The sequence below is a fragment of the Flavobacterium agri genome (genome assembly GCF_013401995.1).
GTDB lineage: Bacteria > Bacteroidota > Bacteroidia > Flavobacteriales > Flavobacteriaceae > Flavobacterium > Flavobacterium agri.
Map to the genome: position 1 here is coordinate 5,327 of NZ_JACBJI010000012.1, position 3,880 is coordinate 9,206.

Annotated in this window: 5 protein-coding genes; all 5 read right to left on the reverse strand. The window is 34.0% G+C overall.

What is annotated here, in order from left to right; all coding sequences use genetic code 11:
* Positions 1–130: 130 nt before the first annotated feature.
* The 5 genes from HZF10_RS17525 to HZF10_RS17545 all read right to left on the reverse strand — a co-directional run bounded on the left by HZF10_RS17525 (position 131) and on the right by HZF10_RS17545 (position 3,752).
* Positions 131–733 carry a hypothetical protein gene (locus HZF10_RS17525; RefSeq protein ID WP_176007541.1) on the reverse strand — a complete coding sequence of 201 codons (603 nt, stop codon included), beginning with the start codon at positions 731–733 and terminating at the stop codon, positions 131–133.
* Between the two features lie 145 nt (positions 734–878).
* Complete coding sequence (locus HZF10_RS17530; protein WP_176007542.1) at positions 879–1,817, reverse strand: hypothetical protein; 939 nt, start codon at positions 1,815–1,817, stop codon at positions 879–881.
* Between the two features lie 176 nt (positions 1,818–1,993).
* On the reverse strand, positions 1,994–2,437 hold the full coding sequence (locus HZF10_RS17535; protein ID WP_176007543.1) for a hypothetical protein: 444 nt from the start codon (positions 2,435–2,437) through the stop codon (positions 1,994–1,996).
* 203 nt (positions 2,438–2,640) lie between these two features.
* Positions 2,641–3,030: an NTF2 fold immunity protein gene (locus tag HZF10_RS17540; protein ID WP_176007544.1), complete on the reverse strand. Its 390-nt coding sequence runs from the start codon at positions 3,028–3,030 to the stop codon at positions 2,641–2,643.
* A gap of 191 nt (positions 3,031–3,221) precedes the next feature.
* On the reverse strand, positions 3,222–3,752 hold the full coding sequence (locus HZF10_RS17545; RefSeq protein ID WP_176007545.1) for a hypothetical protein: 531 nt from the start codon (positions 3,750–3,752) through the stop codon (positions 3,222–3,224).
* Positions 3,753–3,880 lie beyond the last annotated feature (128 nt).

Consider the following 3,880-nt stretch of genomic DNA (forward strand, 5'->3'; position numbering starts at 1 on the left):
AGGCCGCTAATTTTGGTCGCGGCTAAATTCGGAGAGAGTAGTGTCTGCCGAACGGAAACGAAGTTAAAGAATTAGACGCTCAATTCACCAAGAAGCCGCGATCAAAATTAGCGGCGGTTACCTGAAGTGCCTATTCACAATTAGAAATGATTTTCCTCATTTTACTTCTAAAATTATCCCAAGTAGCTGAATCCCATTCTTCATTTTGCAACTTTTCTTTATAACCTTCTAAAGAAACTTTTAGTTGTTCCATAAAGAGTATTGGATTAATTTTCAGTTTCTCAGATTCAAATAGCTTTTCTGCGCGTTTAACCAAAATCCATCCGCCTGTTGTTTCACCTTGATGTAAAATGCCGCACCTAATATTTTTGTAGAAGTTTTTAGCATGCGTCTTTAAAACTTCAAAATTTGCTTCGCTGTTAAAAAAATCTACAAACATTTTCTCGGACTTTCCGTTTGTGTCTCCAAATCCTTGTTTAAATGATTCTAAAGTTTCTATAAGCAAACAAGAATTTGCCATTATCGAGAATCCATTTATGAATTGCGACTTGAAATTTTCATCATCAAATGAAAACGGTTTTATATATCGCGAATACAATCGGTTATAAATAAACTTAGATATTTCAACTTTATCCTTTTCAGCTATTAAATTTAAATAGTTGGTGATAGAAATTCTTGACTTTTTACCTTCTTCGTCATGGTAAATCGCTAAATATAATTTGTCTGGATTCATAGATTTTCAGGGCATTTCAGGTAACGCTTCGCGCATCTTGGCTGTCGCGGCTTTTCGGAGAGAGTTTTCTCTGCCGAACGGAAACGAAGTTATGGAAAAAGTCGGTTCAATTTACCTGAAACCAGCGATAGATCAAGATGCGCTGTTAGGTGCCGTTATTGCTTTCCAAGTATGCTCTTATATCTTCAAAAAACTTTGAATATGATTTTGAGTCTTCTTCAAGTTTTAGATAATATGTATGAAATAGTAAGTGAAACTTTTCATTATAGAACTTATACAACTTATACGAATTTAAAGTTTCAATACCTTCAAGTTCAGGACAGACCTTTTTATCCAATGCATCGTTTAAAAGATTATTAAATAGATGTGTTTCTTCAATTAATGATATAAGAAGACGTGGATAGGCCGTAGTTACTTTTCCATAAATATTATCCTCTATTTTAAAATCAATCGACATCATTAGATAGCTTGAAAATGCAGCATTAAATGATGAGTGAATTGATTCAGAGAGGAATTTTTTTAAAGCTGATTTTCGTAAGTTTAGGTTTTCAATGTCTTCTTTTTTTAATTCAATCTTTTCATATAATTTTTGACATTGCTTATCTAGTTTTCCTTTAGAAAAATTTTCCCAGTAAAATTTGTCATTATCATATAGAGCGGATGTGGACGAAAAGGATTTACTAAGTTCAGGATCAATTAAACATGCAAAGAAAACTTCATTTGCCTCAATTAACGGTCTTTCCAAGTTTTTTACGCAATCGGAAAATCCGGCCTCAAGCATTTGTTTTATACCTAACATTAATGTCACCATTTTAGCCGTTAGTACAACAAATGATGGAGTTGATTTTTCAGGAAAATGTTCTTTAAACAGTTCGTGTGAGCAAATTGTAAGTCTGATTGCCTCATCGTATAAATCCAAGTAATCTTGCAAATTTTCATGAAGTAATTTTGAAAGTTTATTTTTTCTGCTTTTCAGATTCCCTTCAATATTTATCCTTGGGTTGAGCTTTGTCGCGCTCACGAAATCATTATTAATTCGTGTTGATAACGTTTTTACCCTAACTAAATTTTCATTATTTTCCACGGTTTCTCTTTATAATGGCACCTAACGTTAGGCCGCTAATTTTGGTCGCGGCTAAATTCGGAGAGAGTAGTGTCTGCCGAACGGAAACGAAGTTAAAGAATTAGATGTTCAATTCACCTAGAAGCCGCGATCAAAATTAGCGGCGGTTAACTGAAGTTTTAATAAACCGGAAGAAATTAAACATAAAATTTATTAAGATTTACATCATATTTCAACTCTATAATATTCGGATCAACTGACGGTTCGATTTCCCAATTTCTCATTTCTTCTGGAGATGAATTCTTGTTGATTCTTATAAATCTTATCAATATCATTTTCACTTTGTTATTCTCATTAATATCAAATCCAAAATACTGTCTAAAGTATTTACCACGACTCAATAAATTTACTTTCTTTTTTATATCATCATTATAATCTTTTGATTTAGGATTAAATGTAGCTATGAGTTTCTCAACTTTTTCAATTTCAAAAGTAGTTGGAGTGAATGTTTGCGCCATTTCTTCAAAGTACGTTTCTGAGAAAATGACACCAACCGAATTGTCAGTTTTTATTATGGAGTTATTCTGAGAGAAAATAACTTGGGACATTATTAACAACGAAATTAGTAAGATGGTCTTCATAAAATTTCAGTTAACGCTTCGCGCATCTTGGCTGTCGCGGTTCTTCGGAGATTGTTCTCTCCGGCGAACGAAAGGTAACAAAACTGATGGATTTTTCTAGCTTCCAAAAGCTGAAAAATTCACAGTTTTGTTGCTCTAGAAAAAGCACTTTCTTTTACCTAAAGCCAGCGATAGCTCAAGATGCGCTGTTACCCGAAGTGCCTTTATTTACCATAAGAAATTTTTAGTATCGACGAGTTTTTTTTATCGAGGATTATTGAAAAAACGCCTCCGGCTTCATCTTTCCGTCGTTTACTTCCAAAAACAACCCAATATCCTTTAACAAAGTAGACATTGTATGGTTTTTGGCTTTGAATGCTTTCCTTTCCAAACACAGGAAATAGTATTCTCTCCATAGCTATGATTGCAGAAACAGAATCTTTTATAGGAATTAGAGTTTTATTATTTTTTACAAAACTGACATCTTGTTTCTCGCGCTTTGCTTTTTCAAGTTCGATTTCCGCCATACGTTTGCCATCAATCCATTTGATTTTTTCGTTTTGCGAATAACTTAAACTTGAAATAGAAAAAAAAGTGATTAATAGCATTTTCATAACCTCGATTTTTTTGGCATTTCGGGTAACGCTTCGCCGCTCCCGGCCGTTGCGGAATTCGGAGATTGTACCCTCCGGCGTGAATATAATGAAATTGGTACAAAGATCGTCTGGATAAACAGCTACCAGCAATGGCTCGGGAGCGGCTGTTAGCAGCCGTATCTTTTTAAAATTTAAAATTAGCCATTTTATTAGTTTGCCTCATTTTTTAAGAACTCGCACCAATTTATAGATTTTGAATTAAAGAAATCCAATTCGTGTTGTCTAAGTGATTTCCAGTCGTTGAATTCTTTTTGAGTACCAACAAAGAAATCTAAGTATGAAATTTCATCAATTTCGCATGCTTCGTAAATGTTGTTTTCAGAGAGATGGAAAATATAGCGCTCATTATGATTTCTTGGGATTTCGCCTATCTCAAGCACTGGAATTATTTTATTGCTAGCTTCTTTAAAAATCATAGTCGACCGCAAATTCTCAGATGGAATTTTTGCCAAACCATTCTTTAAAAGGATGCTTGGATTCTCTATCTCGGTTTTGTCATCAATAAATATTGCGCAAATGCCAACGTAATTATTTTCAATTTTAAACTCTAGATTTTCATGTTGATTTCGACAGCCGCCGAGTGATATTGCGAATAATATTGGTATTACATTTCGCCAAATTCGAAGGTGTATTATTTTCAATAAAATTAGTTGCCAAATTATTTTTACTGTTATGTTCACTTGATTGTTAATTCGTGATGGTGATATGGCTGCTAACGTTAGACCGCTAACCGATCATGGCAGCCTTTCGGAGACGGATCTCTCCGCCGATACGAAAGGTAACAAAACTTATGATTTTTTCTAGCTTG

Bases quoted from the DNA above. Each gene is read 5' to 3' on its own strand.
- HZF10_RS17525 (WP_176007541.1), bottom strand. From the start codon at position 733: ATGAATCCAGACAAATTATATTTAGCGATTTACCATGACGAAGAAGGT.
- HZF10_RS17535 (WP_176007543.1), bottom strand. From the start codon at position 2,437: ATGAAGACCATCTTACTAATTTCGTTGTTAATAATGTCCCAAGTTATT.
- HZF10_RS17540 (WP_176007544.1), bottom strand. From the start codon at position 3,030: ATGAAAATGCTATTAATCACTTTTTTTTCTATTTCAAGTTTAAGTTAT.